This is a genomic window from Streptomyces sp. NPDC086554, assembly GCF_040686095.1.
Lineage (GTDB): Bacteria > Actinomycetota > Actinomycetes > Streptomycetales > Streptomycetaceae > Streptomyces.
This window is the reverse complement of record NZ_JBFBJK010000054.1, coordinates 1-17,448: the sequence shown is the minus strand read 5'-3', so window position 1 is coordinate 17,448 and position 17,448 is coordinate 1. Positions and strand designations below refer to the sequence as shown.

The 17,448-nt window shown below is 66.6% G+C and carries 20 protein-coding genes and 2 pseudogenes; 4 read left to right on the top strand and 18 right to left on the bottom strand.

Annotation, left to right across the window (positions count from 1 at the left end):
• Positions 1-511: 511 nt before the first annotated feature.
• Entirely contained in the window at positions 512-715 is a 204-nt protein-coding gene (locus AB0O76_RS43615) for a hypothetical protein (RefSeq protein WP_365503444.1), read from the bottom strand.
• 70 nt (positions 716-785) lie between these two features.
• Between AB0O76_RS43615 and AB0O76_RS43610 the strand changes: the two genes are divergently transcribed.
• The gene (locus AB0O76_RS43610; RefSeq protein ID WP_365503441.1) at positions 786-1,727 is read left to right on the top strand and encodes an endonuclease/exonuclease/phosphatase family protein; all 942 of its coding nucleotides are present in this window, start codon (positions 786-788) and stop codon (positions 1,725-1,727) included.
• 121 nt (positions 1,728-1,848) lie between these two features.
• Here AB0O76_RS43610 and AB0O76_RS43605 read toward each other — a convergent pair whose 3' ends face one another.
• The 3 genes from AB0O76_RS43605 to AB0O76_RS43595 form a co-directional block, all read right to left on the bottom strand.
• Positions 1,849-2,538: a twin-arginine translocation signal domain-containing protein gene (locus AB0O76_RS43605; protein WP_365503446.1), complete on the bottom strand. Its 690-nt coding sequence runs from the start codon at positions 2,536-2,538 to the stop codon at positions 1,849-1,851.
• Positions 2,539-2,563: 25 nt separating this feature from the next.
• Positions 2,564-2,812, bottom strand: a complete 249-nt coding sequence (locus tag AB0O76_RS43600) for a hypothetical protein (protein ID WP_365503438.1) — start codon at positions 2,810-2,812, stop codon at positions 2,564-2,566.
• A gap of 88 nt (positions 2,813-2,900) precedes the next feature.
• The gene (locus AB0O76_RS43595; protein WP_365503435.1) at positions 2,901-5,108 is read right to left on the bottom strand and encodes a glycoside hydrolase domain-containing protein; all 2,208 of its coding nucleotides are present in this window, start codon (positions 5,106-5,108) and stop codon (positions 2,901-2,903) included.
• 423 nt (positions 5,109-5,531) lie between these two features.
• Between AB0O76_RS43595 and AB0O76_RS43590 the strand changes: the two genes are divergently transcribed.
• Positions 5,532-6,308: a class I SAM-dependent methyltransferase gene (locus AB0O76_RS43590; RefSeq protein WP_365503432.1), complete on the top strand. Its 777-nt coding sequence runs from the start codon at positions 5,532-5,534 to the stop codon at positions 6,306-6,308.
• A gap of 35 nt (positions 6,309-6,343) precedes the next feature.
• Here AB0O76_RS43590 and AB0O76_RS43585 read toward each other — a convergent pair.
• The 4 genes and pseudogenes from AB0O76_RS43585 to AB0O76_RS43570 form a co-directional block, all read right to left on the bottom strand.
• Positions 6,344-6,493 (bottom strand): annotated as a pseudogene (locus AB0O76_RS43585) (ATP-binding protein); the annotation flags it as partial.
• A gap of 409 nt (positions 6,494-6,902) precedes the next feature.
• Positions 6,903-7,037 carry a hypothetical protein gene (locus tag AB0O76_RS43580; protein ID WP_365503429.1) on the bottom strand — a complete coding sequence of 45 codons (135 nt, stop codon included), beginning with the start codon at positions 7,035-7,037 and terminating at the stop codon, positions 6,903-6,905.
• A 72-nt stretch (positions 7,038-7,109) separates the two neighbouring features.
• The gene (locus tag AB0O76_RS43575; RefSeq protein WP_365503426.1) at positions 7,110-7,922 is read right to left on the bottom strand and encodes a DUF4253 domain-containing protein; all 813 of its coding nucleotides are present in this window, start codon (positions 7,920-7,922) and stop codon (positions 7,110-7,112) included.
• Positions 7,923-7,987: 65 nt separating this feature from the next.
• Complete coding sequence (locus AB0O76_RS43570; protein WP_307713667.1) at positions 7,988-8,278, bottom strand: hypothetical protein; 291 nt, start codon at positions 8,276-8,278, stop codon at positions 7,988-7,990.
• A gap of 27 nt (positions 8,279-8,305) precedes the next feature.
• On the opposite strand from AB0O76_RS43570, the gene AB0O76_RS43565 reads away from it, so the two are divergent.
• Positions 8,306-9,250 (top strand): helix-turn-helix domain-containing protein, encoded by a 945-nt coding sequence (locus AB0O76_RS43565; RefSeq protein ID WP_365503423.1) that lies wholly within the window; start codon positions 8,306-8,308, stop codon positions 9,248-9,250.
• Between the two features lie 250 nt (positions 9,251-9,500).
• A complete protein-coding gene (locus AB0O76_RS43560) occupies positions 9,501-10,343 on the top strand; it encodes a hypothetical protein (RefSeq protein ID WP_365503420.1) in 843 nt (280 codons plus the stop codon).
• A 35-nt stretch (positions 10,344-10,378) separates the two neighbouring features.
• Here the strand turns inward: AB0O76_RS43560 and AB0O76_RS43555 are convergent, their stop codons facing one another.
• The 10 genes and pseudogenes from AB0O76_RS43555 to AB0O76_RS43510 form a co-directional block, all read right to left on the bottom strand.
• Positions 10,379-10,606 (bottom strand): hypothetical protein, encoded by a 228-nt coding sequence (locus tag AB0O76_RS43555; RefSeq protein WP_365503417.1) that lies wholly within the window; start codon positions 10,604-10,606, stop codon positions 10,379-10,381.
• A gap of 278 nt (positions 10,607-10,884) precedes the next feature.
• Positions 10,885-11,727, bottom strand: a complete 843-nt coding sequence (locus AB0O76_RS43550; protein WP_365503414.1) for a helix-turn-helix transcriptional regulator — start codon at positions 11,725-11,727, stop codon at positions 10,885-10,887.
• On the bottom strand, positions 11,717-12,241 hold the full coding sequence (locus AB0O76_RS43545) for a DUF6879 family protein (RefSeq protein ID WP_307713671.1): 525 nt from the start codon (positions 12,239-12,241) through the stop codon (positions 11,717-11,719). Before AB0O76_RS43545 ends, AB0O76_RS43550 begins: the two co-directional genes overlap by 11 nt.
• Positions 12,225-12,431, bottom strand: coding sequence for a hypothetical protein (locus AB0O76_RS43540; protein ID WP_307713672.1), 207 nt, complete (start codon positions 12,429-12,431; stop codon positions 12,225-12,227). The genes AB0O76_RS43545 and AB0O76_RS43540 overlap by 17 nt, the downstream gene beginning before the upstream one ends.
• 141 nt (positions 12,432-12,572) lie before the next feature.
• Positions 12,573-13,061 carry a hypothetical protein gene (locus AB0O76_RS43535; RefSeq protein WP_365503410.1) on the bottom strand — a complete coding sequence of 163 codons (489 nt, stop codon included), beginning with the start codon at positions 13,059-13,061 and terminating at the stop codon, positions 12,573-12,575.
• A gap of 683 nt (positions 13,062-13,744) precedes the next feature.
• A complete protein-coding gene (locus AB0O76_RS43530) occupies positions 13,745-14,395 on the bottom strand; it encodes a thymidine kinase (RefSeq protein ID WP_365503407.1) in 651 nt (216 codons plus the stop codon).
• A 71-nt stretch (positions 14,396-14,466) separates the two neighbouring features.
• Positions 14,467-14,571: pseudogene (locus AB0O76_RS43525) on the bottom strand (thymidine kinase); the annotation flags it as partial.
• 44 nt (positions 14,572-14,615) lie between these two features.
• Positions 14,616-15,809, bottom strand: a complete 1,194-nt coding sequence (locus AB0O76_RS43520; protein ID WP_365503404.1) for a nucleotide pyrophosphatase/phosphodiesterase family protein — start codon at positions 15,807-15,809, stop codon at positions 14,616-14,618.
• Positions 15,809-16,405: a DUF5998 family protein gene (locus AB0O76_RS43515; RefSeq protein WP_365503401.1), complete on the bottom strand. Its 597-nt coding sequence runs from the start codon at positions 16,403-16,405 to the stop codon at positions 15,809-15,811. Before AB0O76_RS43515 ends, AB0O76_RS43520 begins: the two co-directional genes overlap by 1 nt.
• 42 nt (positions 16,406-16,447) lie before the next feature.
• A partial coding sequence (locus AB0O76_RS43510) for an acetate--CoA ligase family protein (protein WP_365503398.1) occupies positions 16,448-17,448 on the bottom strand: 1,001 nt, incomplete at its 5' end.

Below are 17,448 nucleotides of genomic sequence, written 5' to 3'. Positions count from 1 at the left end.
CCCAGGCACAGCCGTGGATTTGGGGCCGTCCGCCCCCTCCCACCCGCACACGCAGGCGTCGCTACATGTACATCCTTTGAGGAACGCAGCACTAGGCAAGCACCATCCGGCAGCAGATGAGGCCCGCTGTGTCTCTACCAACCGGCGCCATCGTTCCCCGACCCACTCGGGGGCGACGGCCTGGACTTCGGCTTCAAAGTCGGCTCTGCAAGAACCCGCTGATATTCGAGGCTCGATCCGGTCGATCAGACGCCGCGATTCCGGAGGACACTTCGCACGAGACTCTGGTGATACCTAGGCGAAGGCGCCCAAGCCCAGGTCAGATCTGGTCTGAAGGGGTGCTATTGCTTGGGCATCCGCCACATTTGGGTAGCGTCACCACTGGGACATTGCACGTTCTGGGCTCCCTTCGGCTTTCCATGGGCATCGATGGTTCGATCGCTCCCCCTCGCCAGAGAGACCTCTCATGAAGGTCGACCGGCGGAGCCGACGAGGACCCACTTCAGTGAGATCAGCCGATGGCGCTGTAGCACGAAGAGCGGAGCCGGGCGTACAGGATGGTGATGTCCTGTTCCTCAATCAGGGCAGCCCAGATCACGCTCACGCCGAGACCCTCAGCGATCACGGCGTCGAGCAGCTGACGGATCGGCTCGGTGAAGGTCGGGCGGTTCTGGCGAGAGGAGGCAGGAGGGATGACGGACACTGCTGTGTGCACGCGTCGTGCAGCCAACGGGAACCGGGGTACCTACCGCCGCGGACGTAGGTGGAGGCTACTCGGCTGTTGCGTGCCGCTCGCCATGCTCTTTGTCCTGCTTGTCGTACGGCTGACAGGGCTCGATGCGGGGACCCCGCTCGCCGTGCCTGTGGTCTTGTTCCCCTATGCCGCTGTACTCAGCGTGCTCGCTCTGACCACCATGGTCGCCGTCCCTGCTCTGCGCAATCTCTGGTTGATCATCGTCGGCGTACTGATCACAGCTGCATACGTTGTGCTGCTGGTACCGCGGTTCACACCGCACCACCAGCAGCGCATCCCGGCGCAGGCTTCCCAGTTGCGTGTGGCCACCCTCAATGCCCACGTCGGCAGGGCGGATGCCCATGCGCTGCTACGGCTGGTGAAGTCCGAACGGATAGACGTCTTGGCCGTGCAGGAGTTGCCGTCCGCTGGGATCGCCGCGCTCGCCGAAGCCGACCTTGACAAGGTTCTGCCTTACCAGGAGCTCCGTCCGGAGAACGACTCCTCGTTCTACTCACGGATTCCGCTGACGCACAGCGGCCCGCTGAAGGCGGACACCGCTTGGCCCCAGACCGCCGCACAGGTAACGGTCGGTGGACGCGCCGTACGGATGGTGGCCGTTCACACGTACTACCCGCTTGGTGACGCGAAGCGCTGGACCCAGGACATCACCGCCCTCACCTCCGTGGCCCACGACAGCGGCCCCGACACGGTGTTCCTGGGCGATTTCAACGCCTCTCTCGACCATGCACCGATGCGCGAACTGCTCGCATCCGGCGGGCTCGCGGACATTCATGCCGAACTCGGCCACGGCTGGGCTCGCACCTGGCCCGCCGACAAGAGCCCGTTGCCACCCCTGGTACAGCTCAACCACGTCTTGCACGGCCCCGGTTTGGCGGGCATCTCGGTCAGCGAACGGACCATTGCGGGCACAGACCACCGGGCAGTCATCGCCACGCTCGCAGTGTTGCCCAGCAAAGATCGTGCCGGATAGGCCGGCCGCCCGTACTCCAAGGGCGGGCATCTCTACGGGGCCTTCGCGGCCACTGTCAGGTTGCCGAGAAGGCCCCGGTGCTCTGAGGATTACTCCGGAATGGTGCGCTTAGCAGGTTGGCTCAGCGGTTGGTCTGCTGTCGCGCCAGGCGCTGGGCGCGCTCGCGTCGGGCCTTGGAGAGGGGATCCACGGTCGTGCCGGCACCTTGGCCGGCGGTGACCTCGCCCTGGCGGAGCTTGCGCGCCAAGTCGCGTACCTGGTGGCTGTCGGGGCTGCGGTCGAGGTAGAAGAGGGCTTCGTCCACCGGGTTGTCGTCGCCGCCCCAGCGGACAACGCTTTCGCAGTCGGCGAGGATGTCGCGCACCACGATCTCCTGGAGCGGGAACATGCTGCCCTTGGCGGCGGCGCCTGGGCGGATACGGACAGCAGTGCCGGAGGCGAGGTTGGACTCGGGCAGGTTCTCGCTCAGTTTGTCGATTCTCTGCCAGCCGACGAGGTCGCCGGGGTGCAGCTGCTCGACTTCGTAGTGGAAGCGGCGGATGACGTGGAGCAGGATTGCTTCCGCGTCGCCGATCCGGATGTCGAGCTTCAGGCTGGTTCCGGGCACCGGGCGGGTCCACACGGTGGAGACGTGGTTTGCCTCCTTCTCCAAGGACCAGCCGTTGGCGGATGTGGGCACCTTGGCCGATGCGGTCTTCGGGGCCTCGCCAGGCGCGGCCGTCGCCACGCTCGGCGTCAGAGAGGTCACGGCCGCTGCGGCCGTGATGATGCCCGCGTGCGTCAGCACGGTCCGTCTGGAAACACCTCGTATGTCACTGCAACGTCTTCGTGTCCTTTCACGGTGAGTAGATGATGAGCGCCGTGCTCGGCAGGAAGGTGGCCAGGACGCTGAGCAGCCAGTAGGTGCGTGGCATAAGCGAACTCCGGTGCGCGAGGGGCCGGTTGACCGCGGACCAGAGCAGGGCGTAAAGGCCGACGACGATGGCTGTGATCACCACCCAGAGCCCCATACCGTCGTTCTCCTCCGGCTCGGGGCCTGTCACCCAGTTCGATGCGAGGAACCACAGCAGCCAGATGGGCACCACACCTGGGATCCCGAGAAGCACATTGGCACCCAGAGCTGCCGGCCACCGTCTGATCATCTCTGCAGCCCTCTTTCATTCGCCTGTGTTACTAGGCACGAGACAACGCGTTGTACTTCTCCAAGACGTTGTACAGGCCCATCAGTTCCTGTCCGTACTTCTCGGCGGCTGCGCCCGTGCCGTTGTACCGGCCGAGTAGGGCCTCGGTGAGGTGCACCGAGCTGTTCAAGCCCGGTCGGTCGATACCCAGCAGCTCCGCGTTCCAGATCAACGTGTAAGCGACGCTGCGGATGTTGTAGTCCTCGTCGTCGTGGAGCTTGTTCCACACGTCCCGCAGGTCGGTCTTGGAGTTGGGGTCCAGTCCCGTGCCGTTGATGATGCCTTCGCCGATGCAGTAGTTGCGGGCCTGGATGGCGGTCGCGGCGAAGATCTGCCCCCAGCCGGTGCTGCAGTCGTCCTTCGTACCCGCTTTGACCGCCGCATCGGCCGCGAAGTCGAGAGGGTTGAGTTTGCGCAGTTCCCACAGGACCGGGGCCTGGATGAGCGCCTTGCGGACCCGCAGCGTTCGGGCCAGTGAGGTGAAGAGCCAGTCGGTGTCCACCACTGCGTTGACGGCCTTGGTGGTGGAGATGCCGCCGAGGGTGGCCCAGTCGTCGTCGGTCCAGCCGTCTCCGCCGGTCTCGGGAACGCCGATCGATGTCAGGTAGTTCTGCACGTCCTTCAGCAGGGAGGCACGGTAGGCGTCCTTGTCCAGGTCGTCGTCCAGGCCGTCGAAGGCGACACCGGCATCGAAGTCGGCCTGGCCGGTGTCGAGGCCGGAGGCGATGTTGTTGTCGATCTCGATCGATCCGCTGCCGGAGCCGACCGTGATGGTGGATATCTGGTCGAAGGACCACTTGGTGGGCAGCGGGTAGCCAAGGTTTCCGGAGAAACCGCTGGACATGTCGGAGACCATGCTCACGGACGCGTATCCGGCGTCGGTGATGCGCTGGCACACATTGCGCGCACCGTAGACGCCCACCCTGTAACGGGAGTTCTCGCTGATGGTTCGTGTGACGGCCCGGAAGTGCGGGATGACGTACTGGGTGACTTCGCCGTCCATGGCGTCATAGTCGACCGCGAAGTAGATCATGGTGCCCGCTTTGAAGCCGTGGTAGCGGGCCCAGTCGATGGCTTCGAAGGCGTCTCTGGTGCCTTGGGTGGTGCTGAAATAGTCGGCGGACCGACTCCACGTCTGGTAGATCGGGTAGCAGCGCAGCCCGGCCGCCTTGATCGTGGCCAGCTCGCCCGGCTGGATCTGCTTTTCCTTGAGATCGCCATCGGGGTAGGGGTTGTAGAGGTAGCGGCCGACGTACTTGTAGCCGGCCGCTTTGAGTGCCGCGGCCCGCTCTGCGGTGATTTTGGTGACGCCGTCACAGGCCGTGCCCTTGCGGGCCTGGTCGCCGTAGGAGACAAGTAGCGAGGCCCAGGTCTGGGAGTCACCGAGGCCGGTGACCGGGAGCTTGCTGAAGGACTGGAAGCTCTCAACCTCGGTCTTCACGCCTTGAGTGAAGTTCCCGAAGGGGACGTTGCGCTTGTTGAGGATCATCGCCCCGGTGAACAGCATCGCCCAGACACCGGTGGCGCCGATCGAGACCGTGTGGGACTTCAGGCCCGACTGCGTGCCGAGGCCGAAAAACCCGTTCGCGACGCCGTCGGCCATACCCAACTCGTACTGGATCCCGAACAGCATCGACTTGGCCACGTCACGGGAGTGGTGACCGTCGCAGGGGATGACGTAGAAATCCTTGCGGAGAATGTACTTGCCGTTCAGCCACTGCTGGATAGAGCGGATGGTGTCCGAGCCACCGCTGACGGTGACGTAGGCGTCCATGTTGAACAAGCTCTTGACGACCTTCGGCCACATGGAGCTGCCTGGATACGTGCGATCTACGCCCATGTTCTGGTGGAGCTTCACGACGGCGGCCTTGACACGGTCGTTGTACTTACCGTCGATGTCGCCGCCGTCATAGCCCTTGCAGTACAGGGCGGACTGGATGACCCGGCAGAAATTCGCCGACGGGATGGTCGTGTCGTCGAGCTTGCCGTACTTCTCGCCAATGGTCGCCAGTGTGGTCGGGCCGAACGCGTCCGACAGGGCAGTGATGCCCATCTCGTACTGAAGGGCTCGGGTGAGGGCGTACATGACCGGCCAGCCGGTCTGCCCGTTCTCCTCGAGCTTGGATACACCGAGCGTTGCGCCGTTGCTGTACGTCGTGTTGATGAACTTCTGGGCGCGCTGGACCATCTCGTCGGCCATAGGTTTCCTGTCATCAGTCGTGGCAAGGAGCTCGAGAGATCCACGCTCGTGTGCCCGTACCCGCGGGTGAACGGGAAGAGGGCCACGCTCAGCGCTGTCCGATCGAGCCTGGTCGTCGCTGGAATTGGGGAGAGGTATGGAGCTTCGCGCTCGCCGGCTCGACGGCCAGGGAGGCTCTGGGGCACCAGTTGGCGAGGACAGACAAGTCCATGCCGCAGGCACACGCGTGGCCCTGCACGGCGCAGGTGCTGGCTTCGTTCACGTTCAGCAGCAGCGTTTGTCGATGAGTTTCAACAGCACTTGGCGATCAATGCGCTCGCAGATGTTCACGAGAAATGACGGTGCTGCCGTCAGTGAGGGCGTTCGCGCCGATCACAGGGATGACCGGCACCTCCCGGGAAGCAGGCACGGTAATCTCGGGCCATGCCCGAGACATCGGTGGCGCACTTCTACGACGAACTGGCCGACGACTACCACCTGATCTACTCAGACTGGGACTCGAGCATCCGTCGGCAAGGGGACGCCCTGGATGCCCTGATAGGCGAGGGTCGCGCGGCGGTCCTCGACTGTTCCTGCGGCATCGGCACGCAGGCCATCGGCCTGGCGCTGCGCGGGCACTGGGTCACCGGGACCGACCTCAGTCCCCGTGCCGCCGCCCGCGCTGCCCGTGAGGCCGCCCGCCGGAACCTGAGCCTGCGCACGGCCGCCGCCGACATGCGACGCCTCCCGTTTCCTGATGGCCGGTTCGACACGGTCGTCTGCGCCGACAACTCGCTGCCTCACCTGCTGACTGAGCAGGATGTGCACGCAGCCCTGGCCGAGATGCGCCGTGTGCTGCGTCCCGACGGCCTGCTGCTGGTCAGCACACGCCCCTACGACGACCTGCTGCGCGACCGCCCCGCTTCGACGCCGCCACAAGTCCACCGGCCCGTCGACGGCGCCGACGGCGAAGAACGAACCGTCAGCTTCCAGCTCTGGCACTGGCACGACGACGGCGAGCACTACGACCTGGAGCACTTCCAACTCCTTCCGGCAGGCGGAGAATGGCGCGTCCAGGTCCGCCGTACTACTTACTGGGCACTCGGCCGGGACCGGCTGGTCGGCCTCGCGGCCGAGGCCGGGTTTGTCGACGCCGAGTGGCGGATGCCGCAGGAGACGGGCTTTTTCCAGCCGCTGCTCGTGGCTCGCGCCGGTGAATAGTTGACTCCATCTCTCGGCGTGGGAGGGGGCAGGTGTCAGCCGGCCTTGGCGGGTTCCTCGGCCCGAGCCCGAGTGCTGGCGAGGCGGTAGGAGTCGGTGCCGGTCTCGATGATCGTGCCGTTGAACGTCAGGCGGTCGACGATAGCTGCGCAAAGCCGGGGATCGGTGAACGTCTTCGTCCAGCCATCTGGGGCTGGCACTTGTTCCCTCACGAGAGTTGTTGCTGCCACCTGCCCGTATCCCGTTCCTGCGGTCCTCGTTGGTTCTCGCGGTGGCACTCAGATTCTCCAGGTGCTGCCTTAACCGTTCAGGTGCGAGGAAGGTGTGCCGGTGACGGAGGCGAGACTCCAGGTCATCGCGGGCGGGGCAGTTCCGCAGGAGCCACTGGTCACGGATCCGTGACAGTTCCAGACCGCATGCGTCGATGCTTTCGTCGCGTCGTGGCGGGCCCGCGGGTTCAGCCCGGTGACGATCGACAACGACATCGGTCTGCTGGAGCGGACGCTGGCCGCGCTGGGCCGGCCCGCGTGGGACGTAACCCCGGAGGACATCGACCGCGTGGTCGGTGACCTCGCCGTGATGGGACGCAAGACCTCAACACGTCGCGAGTATGTCCAGGTCTTCAAGGGGTTCCACCGGTTCCTGCAGGCCCGCAAGGCAGCCCAGATCGAGGCCGCGTTCGGCGTCCGGCTGGTCTGTCCAGTCGACGAGTTCAACGCTTCCCGGCATGTCGGCGACGACTCCCCGGCCCTGGTGCCGCCGCCGACACCGGTGACCATTCCTGGTGCCTCGCCGCTGAGGTCAATCCCACCAGAAGTCCCAGCAATTCAAGCCGACGATGCGCTCGGCGTAGGCAGCCAGGGTGTAGGGACGGGAGCCCTGCCAAATGTTGTCCGGGCAGAAGGCGAAGTGCTCGGCGGCGGCCAAGAGGGCATCCTCGGTAGTCATCGGGGGTGCCGCGACACTGAGATGGAGGGTGCTGAAGCCGACGGCCACGACGCGCGCGCCGAAGCGGCGCTCCCAGTCGCGTACGACGGCGGAGAACTTGGCCGTGTCGTTGTCGTAGTTGGCGGGACCGTTCCAGCCGACGGCGGTAAGTGCGTCCGCACCGCAGGCAGCGGCGACGAGCCCAAGCCTCGACCGAGGATGCTGATCGGCGAAGACCCGCGCGTACTCTGCGGCCATCTCATCAGCACCTGTCACGGGCTCTTGGCTGCGGGCGGGACTTGGCCAGGCCTGGCCGAACGGTGCGGTGACGGCGAGACGCTTCTCGGGCACGAGGAGGTCATCGTCGTCGTCGGTACTCGTGTACACCTTCCACCACTGCGCCAGGAGAACCGTCGGGTCGTACGCGTCGGGTGACGACATCCGCTCGGGAGACAGCTCGCCGGACGCCCAGGGCCGGAATGCGCTGTCGTTCGGGTCCTCGGCGTCAAGAAGGAGAGGCCACAGGCCCGAGGCGCTGTGCTCGGCGCACAGGTGAGCCCACAACTCAGCGGAAGCCGGGGTATCACTCAGCCACAGCGGTTGCATGTCGCCGTCACCCTCATCAGAGGTAATCATCCGGCCCTTCAGGAGCGGGACAGCTACGGAGGCGAGGAGTTCAGGATTCACAGGCGGATGCTAGTTCGAAGGTCTGACATCTGGGGGCACACCCGTTGGTGATCGTTCACTCCTGTTCAGGTGAGGTACTGGGTGAACACGCCGGCAACGGCAGTGGCGAGGGTGATCACAGCGGCGAAAGCGGCGGCTGCACGCATCACAGCGGCCGGGTATGTGGCGCCATCGAGGCGGGCCAGTGTGCCCGTGGCAGCGGCGGCCAAGAGTGCGAACACAACGGTCACGGCGGCGGTCAGTAGGACGACGGCGACATGGGTCACGACATTCTCCCTGCACACGGTGGGATGTTGATGCGACCGAAGTTCGCCGAAGCGATGTTCGCCGTGGTTTGGCCGGACGATGATGAACATCGGCGAACACATGCGACTGGGGGCCTGATGCCTAGCGAGAAGCCCGGTGGAGGGGAAAGCCCGCTGACCAAGCTGCGTGACAAGCTCAGCGATGGACTGGCTCGCAAAAGGCTGACCAAGACACAGCTCGCTGCGCAGTCAGGGCTGAGTCGCACGACCATTCAGGAAGCGTTCCGGGAGGATGGGGCTGTCCCGTCCGCTGAAACAGTCGTGGCGCTGGCGCGAGCGCTCGGGGTGTCAGAAGCGGAGCTGCTGGATCTGCGACGTAGGGCTGCCGCTTACCCGATCGGTTCGGTGCTCGGGCACGGCAAGGGACCTGGCAGGCCGATCGGACAGTGGGATCCGCACGACCTGGAGGTTCATCCATCCGGGTCCGCCGCAGCGGCCAGCTCGGTGCGGGCGTTGTCCGGCTACGTCCGCCGTGCGCACGACCAGGTATTGGCTGAGGCGGTGAGCGAGGCCATGGAAGGCCGCAGCCGGATGTTGGTCCTGGTCGGCTCGTCGTCCACAGGCAAGACACGGGCCTGCTGGGAGGCTGCTCAGCCGCTTGCTGACGAGGGGTGGCAGCTCTGGCACCCCTACGACCCAACCCGCGCAGAAGCGGCGCTCGCCGACCTCGAACGTGTCGTGCCTCAAACGGTGGTGTGGCTTAACGAAGCCCAGCACTACCTCGGTAACCCTCAAGTAGGCGAGCGCATCGCAGCCGCCCTACACACCCTCCTCACCGACTCCAGCCGCGGACCGGTCCTCATCCTCGGAACCCTCTGGCCCGAATACGAAGGCCAATACAGCGCCCTGCCCAGACCTGGCAGCCCAGACCCGCACAGCCGAGCCCGCGAGCTGCTCGCTGGCCGCACAGTGGCTGTCCCCGACACCTTCAGCCAGGACGCACTCCGAACAGCCACGATCCTCGCCCAGAACGGTGACCGGCTGCTAGCGGATGCTCTTTCCCGCGCGTCGTCCTCCGATTGATCCGACGCCGGCAAGTGCTGCGCCCCCACCAACGGGTCCTATGCTCCGCCTCGCTGACTATCTCGAACAGCACGGGAGGACGGCCCGCCGTCTACTGTGCCCACCAGCATCCTTCTGGCACGCGGCTCACGCCCATCTCACTCACCCTGACGACCTCAACAACCTCGCTGAAGCCTCCGAGGACATGGGCCGTGCACAATGGGCCCACCACCTCCGCCTCCGAGCTGCCGAAGCCGGACACTCCGGCGCCATGATCAAAGTGGCCTGGGCGCGGGAGCGCGCCGGGGACCCGGAGGGTGCCGAATCCCTGTTCTGGCGAGCTGCGGACGCGGGGAACCCCAGGGGCCTGAAGTTCTTGGGCCAGAGGCTGGAGATGGCCAGGGATCGGGAGGGTGCCGAGCCCTTTTACCGACAGGCCGCCGACGCAGGTGATCCAGATGCGATGCGCGGTCTGGCCCGGCTGCGGGAACGGGTTGGAGACTTGAAGGGAGCCGAGGCTCTTTACGGGCGAGCCGCTGCTGCCGGTGACCCCAATTCCCTGTCCAACCTGATGATGATGCGGGAGCACGCCGGAGACCGGGAAGATGCCGAAGCCATCGCCCGGGAAGCCACCGACGCTGGCGATACCTTGTGCTTCGAGATCCTCGCGGAAATGCGGGATGAAGCCGGGGACTGGGAAAGCGCCGAAGCCATCGCCCGGGAAGCCGCCGACGCCGGGAACATTCTCCCTCTGTTGCAGCTTTGGCGATCGCGGCTTGACGGTGGCGACTTGGAGGGCGCCGAATCTGCCTTCCGGCAGGCCGCTGAGGCCAACGGCGGACCCACCCCGGCCCACTTGGCACGAACGCGGGAGCAGGCCGGGGACCGAGAAGGCGCCGAATCCCTTGCTTTGAAGGCTGCCGATGCCGGAGATTTCTACATCCTGCGCGACCTGGAGCGAATGCGGGACGAGGCCGGGGACGAGAAGGGCCTTGACGCCCTCTACCGACACGCCGCCGACGCCGGCCACATCCGCTCACTGTTGGGCCACGGAAGGTGGCAGTACGGGCTGGACCCGGACGGTTCACCCTCATCTCCGTGGATCTCGGAATAGGGCCAGCAGTTCGACCATCGGGGATCCGTGATGGCTCACTCGGTCCGCACCACGAACGCGAACGATGTACACATGCGTCGGAAGCTCCCATGCCCCGTCCGGCCGGTGTGGCTCATGCACTCGACGTCCACGGTCGCGCCCTCCATCGACGGCTGCGCCGACCATCCGCACTCGTAGGCCAGGCATTCCGCCTCGAACGTCACGTCCGTGCCAGGGTGCTGAGTAATCTGGTGCTCTACGTAGCGCAGGACAGAGCGGCTCATGGCCTCCTCCGACCACGTGTTCGGTGCGGGTGGTTGCGGATCTCCACGTCCGCGTCCGTCGCTGCTGACAGGTCGCCCCTGTCGCGCGCCGCCTGGCGCTGCGAGACCAACGCCGCGCACACCCCGCAGCCGGGCGCAGGATCAGGCGGAGTCCGGGGCAGAGACAAATGCACCGGGCCGCTCATCGTCGTTCTCGGATTACTCACGCTTGCCGCCTCCCCGACCGAATGTCCCGAGCGAGCAACCAGTTTCATCGGGCGAGCCGGAGGGGCCCAGGTTTATTGGCGTTGTCGGGTAAAGATCACGGCCCAGTCGTTCAGAAGTGAACGGCAGTCGTCACCCCACACGGCGTATCCCTCGTACCGCTCGAAGTCCTCCCGGTACACGTTCACGTCCCGATGGTCCCGAAGTATCAGGGCCCCTGTTCCTGTCTCCACGGTGGCCAGGCGACGGTCATAAACGGTGAACGTGTTGAGGGGCCGCTCTGGAATGTGTCCACCCAAGAGGATCACACCCAACCGCACATTCGGGATACGGGACACAGAGACGAGCCGGTCCATCTGCATGGCCATTTCCAGGGGAGGAAGCAGCGGCCATCTGACGGCCTGTTCCGTCAGCAGGAACGTGAACCGCTTCTCCGGATTGACCAGGACGCTCTGCCGCTCCAGCTTCTTCGCGATGGTCTTGGACTGGTCTCCAGGAATGTCAGCGATGCTCGCGCGCACGTACTCAGGCGTGGCGAGCAGGCCGGTAATCATGGAGAGCAGGAAATAGCGGAACTCTGTGGAGACCGCCTCAAGCCTGGCCAGTTCGTTCTGCTTCTTGTCCAGGCCCCTGCGGCGTGAGCTCCAGTGGTCCTGCCACTCCGTGTTCGCGGAGCGGGCGAGAGCAAGGATCTCAGCCGCCAGAGGCCCTTCCGCTCCGAGGGCATCAAGGATCAGCTCTACGTCGACTATGGCGGGGGTGAGTTTCCCGCTCTCGATATTGCTGATCTTTGTCTGGCTCATGTTGCAGCGCTTCGCGAGCCGGACTTGAGTCCAGCCGGCCCGCTTGCGCTCGTTCTTCAGGACCGCCGCTAGGTCTGACCTGGATTGACCTAGGGTTTCTGGCTCAAAGCTCAAGGCCCTTCACGTACTCCTCAAAGGGAACCGACTTGGCTACCGCGATCCTCTGGTATTCGACGAACGGCGCCGTATCGCCCTCGTACACTTCGCGGCTGATCTGCCTACCGTCCGGGTGGTAGTTCATAAGAACCACTTCGGAGTGATCGAACATCCAGAAGTCCTGTGCGCCCTCAAGGGGATTGAGTCTGTCCGTCACATCGAGGATGCGGATCTGCTCACCGGCCAAGGCATGGGCCTTGTAGTAGTGGTGGAACTCGAACCGCAGGTATTCAGAGAGAGGGCGGGTCACGACGTGGACGCGGCCCTGCGTGCGCCCCTCTGCCGCCTGTCGGCGTAGCCGATCCGTGTACTCGTTCGCCACGGTCTCCGGGTCGATACGGGCCCCGGAACGGAACGCCGCGAACTCCTCTTTCTCCTGCGGCATGAGGTACTGCGGCAACGTCTCAAGACGCCACGCCTCTCGCGTGAAGCGCTCGAACCGCGCCGCCCACGCCTCACCAGCCAAGAGCACGGAAAGCCTCCCTCAACGTCTGCTCCGGGATCTCCACGAGCCCTTCCCCTTCGGGAGCGGTGAACGCATTGGACACGTCGCCCTGGACGACGAACGAGCCGGACGCGGTCTGGTAGACGTTCGGGCAGTCATCCTTGCCGCACTCGCCGTTCCCGTTGCCGGTCAGCCGGGTCAGTTCCTCACGAGCCATGGTGAAACCGCCTGTCCCGCGCCCCTCGTGGGGCGGCATCACGACCGTACGGAGGGGGCGCTGTCGCCGTCCATGCGGTCACACGAATATTCGCGTTGTCGCATAAAGAGGGGCCGTTCCCGGAGGCCCGAAGCAACATCGTCAGGACGCGGACGGCTCCGCCAACAGCACAACACGATCGCTCTGGACCTCGAATCCAAGTACGGGATGGCTGCCGTCGCCGCCCTCGGCATCCATCAGCACCGGCCTGCCCAACCGCCGTCCGATGGCAGTGACGAACCCGCAGAACAAGTCGAGTCGCTCCTGCCCTTGGAGTTCCCGCAGGTCGACATCAAAGTCGATCTCGTCTGCCGAGTAGAAGCGGAAGATCACCAGCACCTCGGGGGCCAGCCAGACCACCAGTTGCGGACACTCCGCGTCAGCCTGGCGGGACAGAACTACCTCCGCCCGAGGCACAGGAAGCACTGACTCTCCTTCGGAGTACTGGCACTTCCATCCGCTCACGTCAACAAGGTCGAGGACAGCCTGCCAGTCCTCGACCGAGGCCCCAGGAACGAGCACGTCTGGCAGCGCGCCCATCAGATCGGGGTCGAAGAACCCTCTGACGTCATCCCACACCAGGTCAGCCACTCCCCCATCCTGCCCGGCGCCCCTTCCCCATGCGTACCGGCTTTCCCGTGCCCGGCCTCAGGTGCGCCTCCCGTTCTCTCCGGCCTCGCACGGCACCCCGGAAACCCCAGATCAGAGCATGTACAAACCCGCCCGGTGAGTCAGCACCAAGTCAGCACAGGGCCAGGAAACAGGCTGATCTAGCCGGAGAAAACAGGAAGGGGCCAGACCTGAAGATCTGGCCCCTGAGCTGGGGTTTTACCGTCTGACCAGCACCTCAGCCGATCACGGCGTCAGCCCGTCACACGTTGAAGCGGAACTCCACCACGTCGCCACCCAGCCATCCCACAGTGCACAACGCGTGCACATACACCCGGGAACTCCCGGGAAACCCCCAGGTCACGCGAGACTGCCCCCCGAAACGCGTTGTGGCCCTGACCATGGCATCCGCCCATGTCAGGGCCGTAATGGCAGACGAGTCGGGCTGTACGCCGGGTCCAGAGCGACACGGTCGCCGTGAGTAGCGCCTCGTCCCGAGTCGGGAGACGATCCCGCTTCCCACGTACTGCGGCTCCCGCCCAGGACTCGAACCTTCCGGCCAGATAGCCACATCTGAAGCCGGACAGTCTCATGACCCGAAGGCCCCCGGGCCATGACAGGTACGTCTGCCGAGCGAGCACCGCGCGCCCGTCGCCGACAGGGGGTCAGGTGGAGATGACCGGCAGGACATCAGGCGACAGCGCCGCCGCCCTCGCCGCGGCGCTCGTCATCCGCCTGCGGTGATGACGCCGGCACAACACCTCGTACCCGACCTCCCCGGCCAACCGGTCCACATCCCCCACCACGACCTGCTCCCCCTCGACCACCATCTCCCCATCCACCGTACGAGCGTTGTGCGTGGCCCGCGCACCACACCAGCACATCGCCTCGACCTGCAACGTCTCGACCCGGTCGGCCAGCTCGATCAAACGCTGCGACCCCGGGAACAGCTTGGTACGAAAGTCCGTGGTGATGCCAAACGCAAAGACGTCCAACTCCAAGTCGTCCACCACCCGGGCCAACTGGTCGATCTGCTCAGGCGCCAGGAACTGAGCCTCATCAACGATCACGTAGTCCACCCGGCGCCCCCGCGACATCTGGTCCACCAGATACCCATACAGATCCATACCCGGCGCCGCCTCGACCGCCTCCGTCACCAGACCAAGACGCGAGGACAACTTCCCCTCCCCCGCACGGTCATCCCGCGTGAAAATCACACCCTGCAGGCCCCTCGCCGACCGGTTGTGCCCGATCTGGAGCGCCAAAGTACTCTTCCCGCAATCCATCGTTCCCGAGAAAAACACCAATTCGGACATCAGGAGAGCGGGACCTTCCGGGTCGGACGAGCGGGGCGCACATCGCCGAGACGGGCAACAACAGCAACAGACGACACAACCCCGCCTACCACACCACGAGTACATGGCGAATGCCCCAGCAAAACGGTGCTCTTTCCGCAGTCCATCGTTCCGGAGAAGAACACCAGCTCGGGCATGGGGAGTTGAGGCCTTTCGAGGTGTGCGGGGTGAAGGGGGGCGGTCAGGAGCGTACTTCGAGCAGGGGGACGAGCTGCTCGACGGGGGCCAGTGAGCCGTGCATGCCCACCATGGCGGACTCCTTCGGCTCCTTCTCGGTGGCGATGATCGCCACGTCGTCGTGGGCCGCCGCGATGACGTCGCCGATGCGCCCGTACACCCGCTCGTCGCAGACGCCGGGCGCGCCGAACCAGCCCGCCGCGATCGCCTCGTCCCTGCTCGCCACCCAGAACTGCTCGCCGAGGACCTCGCGCCAGACGGTCAGTACGTCGTTCTCGGCGCCCGGCACCGCGTACACATGGCGGGCGCGGCCCTCGCCGCCGAGGAGGGCCACGCCCGCGCGCAGCTCCCAGTCCTCGTCGAAGTCGATGCGGGACTGCTCGTCGAAGGGGATGTCGACCATGCCGTGGTCGGCGGTGACGTACAGGGCGCTGCGCGGCGGTAGCTGCTCGGCCAGGCGCTGGACCAGGCGGTCCACGTACATGAGCTGGCCGCGCCAGGCGTCGGAGTCGACACCGAAGCGGTGGCCCTTGCCGTCCACTTCCGCGTAGTACGTGTAGACCAAGGAGCGGTCACCGGCGGCCAGTTGCTCGGCGGCGAGGTCCATGCGGTCCTCTCCGGAGAGCCGGCCCCGGAAGCTGCCGCCGCTCAGGGCGATCTTGGTGAGGGGGGTGTTCTCGAACGTCGGGGACGAGACCTGGGCGGTGTGTACGCCCGCCGCGTGGGCCTGCTGGAACACCGTGGGGTACGGCTGCCACTTGCGCGGGTCCGTCCAGGGGTTCCAGCGGAGCTGGTTCATCAGCTCGCCGGTGGCGGGGTTGCGGGCGGTGTAGCCGGGCAGGCCGTGCGCGGCGGGCGGCAGGCCCGTGCCGACCGAGGCCAGGGAGGTCGCGGTGGTCGCGGGGAACCCCGCGGTGATCGGGCGTCCGGTGCCGCCACGGGAGGAACCGATGAGCGAGGCCATGAAGGGGGCCTCTTCGGGGTGGGCGATGAGCTGCTGCCAGCCGAGGCCGTCGATCAGGAAGACGCAGTTCCGGTCGGCCTGCGCGAGCTCGCCGATGACGGGCGCGAAGCCCTCCACGCCCTGGTGGGCGACCAGCGTGGGCAGCAGATCGGCGAGGGAGCCCACGCCGTACTCGGGCAGGGGCGCGGTGTCGAGGGCGAGCGGCTGTACGTCGTCCCAGGCGGGCAGGGACATCAGCGCGTGGTGTCCGCGGTCGCCTCGGACAGGGCCTGGGCGAAGGCCAGGGTCTGGCGCACGGCGTCCGGGCCGTCGCCCGCCTCGCTGACGCGCAGGCTCAGGTCGTCGGCGGTCGAGCTGCCCGTGTAGCCGTGGTCCGCCTCGCAGTTGGGGTCTCCGCAGGCGGCGGGCTCCAGGTCGAGGCGCGATACGGCGCCCCAGCCGATGGTGAGAACGACCTCGCGGGGCAGCGAGCCCGGTACGTACTTCTCCGGGTTGGCGACGACGCGGCTGACGACGACGGACGAGATCCGGCCGATCTTCACGGACTCCGTGGAGGTCGTCGCGTACGGCGTCGGCGATGTGCTGTCCGCCGCCTGCTCGTCCGTGTGGCTGACGATGAAGCGGTTACCGGTCAGGACGAGGACGGTCACATGCCGGCGCACCTCGTTCGCGTCGAACGTGGTCTCCTGGTGGACCAGGTACGACCCGATGGGCTCGCCGCCGATCGCGGCCTCCACCGCCTCGGCCACGAGGGCCGGGTAGTAGCCGCTGCGCTCGATCGCCGCGCGCAGCCCCTGGGTCGTCGTACCGGTCTTTGCCATGCCGTCCATCCTACGACCCGCCGGAGGGCGCACGGTGCCCCAGTGGCCGCGTCAGTACCCGGGAAGCGCGCGCGGGCCGAGGTCGCTGCGCGCGGGCGGCGGTGCGAGCCGGACGGACGCGCCGAGCACGGAGAGGCCGCGCTGGGCGACGACCACGGGCTCCAGGGACACGGCGACCACTTCGGGGTGATCGTCCACGAGCCGTGAGACCCGCTGAAGCAGCTCCTCCAGGGCCGGGGTGTCCACGGGCGCCGAGCCGCGCCAGCCGAACAGGAGCGGGGCGGTCCGGATGGATCTGACCAGGGAGCCCGCGTCGCGGTCGGTGACCGGGATCAGACGGTGCGCGGTGTCGCCGAGCAGCTCGGACGCGGCGCCGGCGAGTCCGAACGAGAGCACCGCTCCGGCCGCCGGGTCGATGACCGCGCGGACGACGGTGTCCACTCCGCGCGGCACCATGCCCTGGACGACCGGCCGCAGCTCGGCGGGCCTACCGAAGGTGTCGGTCAATTCCCGGTACGCCCGGCGCAGTTGCTCCTCGTCCGCGAGGTCGAGCCGCACACCGCCGAGGTCGGCGCGGTGCCGCAGGTGCGGGGCGGTGGTCTTCAGGGCGACGGGGTAGCCGAGCGTGCGGGCGGCGGCCACGGCCGCGTCCGGATCCGGCGCGGGCAGCGCCTCTCGTACGGCGATGCCGTACCGCCCGAGCAGTTCATGGGCGTCGGCCGGGGCGAGGGTGGCACCGCGCGGGTCCTCGTCCTTGGCGAGCAGCTCCACGATGCGTCCCGCGGCCCCGCTCTCGTCGATGTCGTCGTACTCGTGCACCTTCCCGGGCTCGGCGGCCTCGCGCCGCCACTGCGCGTACTTCACGGCTTCGGCCAGGGCACGGACGGCGCGCTCTGCGGCGGGGTAGGCGGGGATGCGGGACGGCTGCGCCGGGCTTGGGGGGACTGCGGGCTCCCCGGTGGTTTCCGCCGTCACCGGTGCTGCGGGCGCCTCCTGTGTGGCCGCCGTCGCGGGGGCCCCCCCCCCCCCCCCGCCGGGGGGGGGGGGGCCCG

What these genes read in the sequence shown, in the direction of transcription:
- AB0O76_RS43555 (WP_365503417.1), bottom strand. Translation starts at nt 10,606, where the DNA reads ATGAGCCGCTCTGTCCTGCGCTACGTAGAGCACCAGATTACTCAGCAC.
- AB0O76_RS43565 (WP_365503423.1), top strand. Translation starts at nt 8,306, where the DNA reads ATGCCTAGCGAGAAGCCCGGTGGAGGGGAAAGCCCGCTGACCAAGCTG.
- AB0O76_RS43580 (WP_365503429.1), bottom strand. Translation starts at nt 7,037, where the DNA reads ATGCCGGGAAGCGTTGAACTCGTCGACTGGACAGACCAGCCGGACGCC.
- AB0O76_RS43530 (WP_365503407.1), bottom strand. Translation starts at nt 14,395, where the DNA reads ATGTCCGAATTGGTGTTTTTCTCGGGAACGATGGATTGCGGGAAGAGT.
- AB0O76_RS43520 (WP_365503404.1), bottom strand. Translation starts at nt 15,809, where the DNA reads ATGTCCCTGCCCGCCTGGGACGACGTACAGCCGCTCGCCCTCGACACC.
- AB0O76_RS43515 (WP_365503401.1), bottom strand. Translation starts at nt 16,405, where the DNA reads ATGGACGGCATGGCAAAGACCGGTACGACGACCCAGGGGCTGCGCGCG.
- AB0O76_RS43590 (WP_365503432.1), top strand. Translation starts at nt 5,532, where the DNA reads ATGCCCGAGACATCGGTGGCGCACTTCTACGACGAACTGGCCGACGAC.
- AB0O76_RS43570 (WP_307713667.1), bottom strand. Translation starts at nt 8,278, where the DNA reads ATGTTCATCATCGTCCGGCCAAACCACGGCGAACATCGCTTCGGCGAA.
- AB0O76_RS43560 (WP_365503420.1), top strand. Translation starts at nt 9,501, where the DNA reads ATGATCAAAGTGGCCTGGGCGCGGGAGCGCGCCGGGGACCCGGAGGGT.
- AB0O76_RS43540 (WP_307713672.1), bottom strand. Translation starts at nt 12,431, where the DNA reads ATGGCTCGTGAGGAACTGACCCGGCTGACCGGCAACGGGAACGGCGAG.
- AB0O76_RS43595 (WP_365503435.1), bottom strand. Translation starts at nt 5,108, where the DNA reads ATGGCCGACGAGATGGTCCAGCGCGCCCAGAAGTTCATCAACACGACG.